The following is a 2,051-nucleotide window of genomic DNA, read 5'->3' as shown; positions in this document are numbered from 1 at the left end:
GGGCTACTACCAGGCCACCAAGCACGCGTTGGAGGCGATCGGCGACTCGCTGCGGCACGAGGTGGCCCGGTTCGACATCAAGGTGGTGCTGATCGAGCCGTCGCCGATCCTCGGCGGATTCGTCCCGGACAGCGTCGCCGACCTCGGCATGCAGTCGCACGGCGACCCTGCGCTGTACAAGGACTTCTGGGACTACTTCGTACAGTGGCACCAGGCGTACCGGCTCAGCGACAACCCGCCGCTGCGCGGCAAGATGGCGGTCCGCGCCGAGCATGTCGCCAAGGTCATCGAGACCGCGGTCACCCACCCCAACCCGCGCGTGCGGTACCGACTCGGGATACCCGCCCGGCTGCTGACCCGGATGCGGGCGACAATCGGTGACCGCAACTGGGACCGGTTCGTCCGCGCGTTCTTCCCTATCCCCTGACAATGCCCAACGACTGATCGGCGCCGGCGGGCGGACCCGCCGGCGCCGATCAGTCGGTCTGGCGCGGCGACGGACGGCGCGCACTGCCCGCTGCCTGATCCGTCAGTCAGGATCGCGGTAGCGCAGTGACGTCGGCCGGCCGTCGCGCGGGCGCAGCCACAGCAGCGCGATCACCACGAACAGCACCAGCCCGTCGATGACCAGCAGGGTCGCGCTGAATCCGTCGATCTCGTGCGCGTGCTCGGACACCGCGTCGGTACGGGCCTCGCGGGTCGCGGCGTCCAGCGCGGCCGGCGGCACGCCGGTGCCAACGCTGAACCGGTAGACGTCAGTCACGTCCGAACCATCGGGAAACGTCACGTGGTACGCGACCGTGTAGTCACCGTCGGCGCCGATCCGCACCGGCTGGTGCACCCGGTCCGGCGCGACCTGCCGGTAGTCGCCGTCGGTGACCTCGTCGCCGGCGCCGTCGAACACCTCGACGTGCGACAGTTCCGGCTGCACGGTGTCGGTGAAGGACAGGGTCACGCCGCTCGGCGCGCCGCTGAGCGCCGCGTCGACCGGCGGGTCCGCCAGGAGCAGCCTGCCCTCCTCGGCACGGGCGCTGCCGGGAGTGGCCAGCAGCACCGCGGCGACCACGACGACGACGCCGGCCAGCCCGAGAGCAGCGGCTGGTACGCCTGGGCGCGGGTCAGGCCGCATCGGAGACGAGCGGTCGGACCTCCGACCCGTGGCCGGCACAGCTGCAGCTCATCTGCTCCCGCTCCCGCTCGTTCGGGCGCAGGTGCAGGTACATCGCGATCACCATCGGGATGAAGACCACCGAGTTGTAGAACAGGTGCAGCTCGACGCGGGGCACGATCAACTGCACCACGCTGGTCACCACCGGCTGGCCGAAGAGAATGGTGCCGGTCTGCGCCTGGATCAGCAGCAGCAGATGTTCGATGTGGTGCCAGAACTGGATGGCCAGTGCGATGGTCCACCAGGTCCGGGCCCGTCCGGTGAACCCGGGGCGGAGCAGGAACAGGAAGACGAGCATCACGATGGCGTACCCGTAGTGCAGCCACTCGGAGCTGACCAGCCATGGAAACCACTGGCCGAGCACGCCTCGGGCCTGCGGGCGAGGGCTACCCAACACCCAGATCTGGTATGCCTGCACCAGGTGTTCGGCCCAGTGCGCGAGGACGACGACGAGGAAGGCGTTCAGGGCCAGCTTGTGGTGCGCGCCGTTGAGCCGGCCCACGAGGCCGGGGGAGCCGGAGGAGGCGGAGTGGGGGGCGGGATGGGCAGCGGAATGAGCCATTTCGCATACCTTCCGTGAGACAGGCATGACATCCTGTTGCGAAGCTAGCTGGCAAGATGACGTCGTAGATAGCTGAGATTGCCTAGTTGGCGGGTTCAACCGGTGATCCAGTTGGCGTGGAAGCCGCTGGGCACCCGCACCGGCAGGTGCACCACAGCCACCGGATCGCCGGTGAAGTCGGCGGCGTCGAGCACCACCAGGCTGCTACGGCCGACCCGGCCGTCGTACACGTAGGTGAGCAGCCAACCGTCGTCCTCCGCGCCGACCGGGCCACGCGGCACGAATACGGCCTCTCCCGCCTCCCGGTACGGCCCGAAGTCG

General features: G+C 69.2%; 3 protein-coding genes and 1 pseudogene. 1 reads left to right on the top strand and 3 read right to left on the bottom strand.

Annotated elements, in window-relative coordinates; all coding sequences use genetic code 11:
• Window positions 1-427: pseudogene (locus ACFHWU_RS29020) on the top strand (short-chain dehydrogenase/reductase); the annotation flags it as partial.
• A 102-nt stretch (window positions 428-529) separates the two neighbouring features.
• On the opposite strand, the gene ACFHWU_RS29015 reads toward ACFHWU_RS29020, so the two are convergent.
• The 3 genes from ACFHWU_RS29015 to ACFHWU_RS29005 all read right to left on the bottom strand — a co-directional run.
• Complete coding sequence (locus ACFHWU_RS29015) at window positions 530-1,129, bottom strand: copper resistance CopC family protein (RefSeq protein ID WP_416592281.1); 600 nt, start codon at window positions 1,127-1,129, stop codon at window positions 530-532.
• Window positions 1,119-1,730: a hypothetical protein gene (locus ACFHWU_RS29010; protein WP_416592280.1), complete on the bottom strand. Its 612-nt coding sequence runs from the start codon at window positions 1,728-1,730 to the stop codon at window positions 1,119-1,121. Before ACFHWU_RS29010 ends, ACFHWU_RS29015 begins: the two co-directional genes overlap by 11 nt.
• Before the next feature lie 95 nt (window positions 1,731-1,825).
• Window positions 1,826-2,051: carotenoid oxygenase family protein (locus ACFHWU_RS29005; RefSeq protein ID WP_416569566.1), on the bottom strand; the 226-nt coding region annotated here is incomplete at its 5' end.

Origin of the sequence: Micromonospora sp. LOL_015 (assembly GCF_048060275.1) — a bacterium.
GTDB lineage: Bacteria > Actinomycetota > Actinomycetes > Mycobacteriales > Micromonosporaceae > Micromonospora_E.
This window is presented reverse-complemented; position numbering and strand designations above follow the sequence as displayed.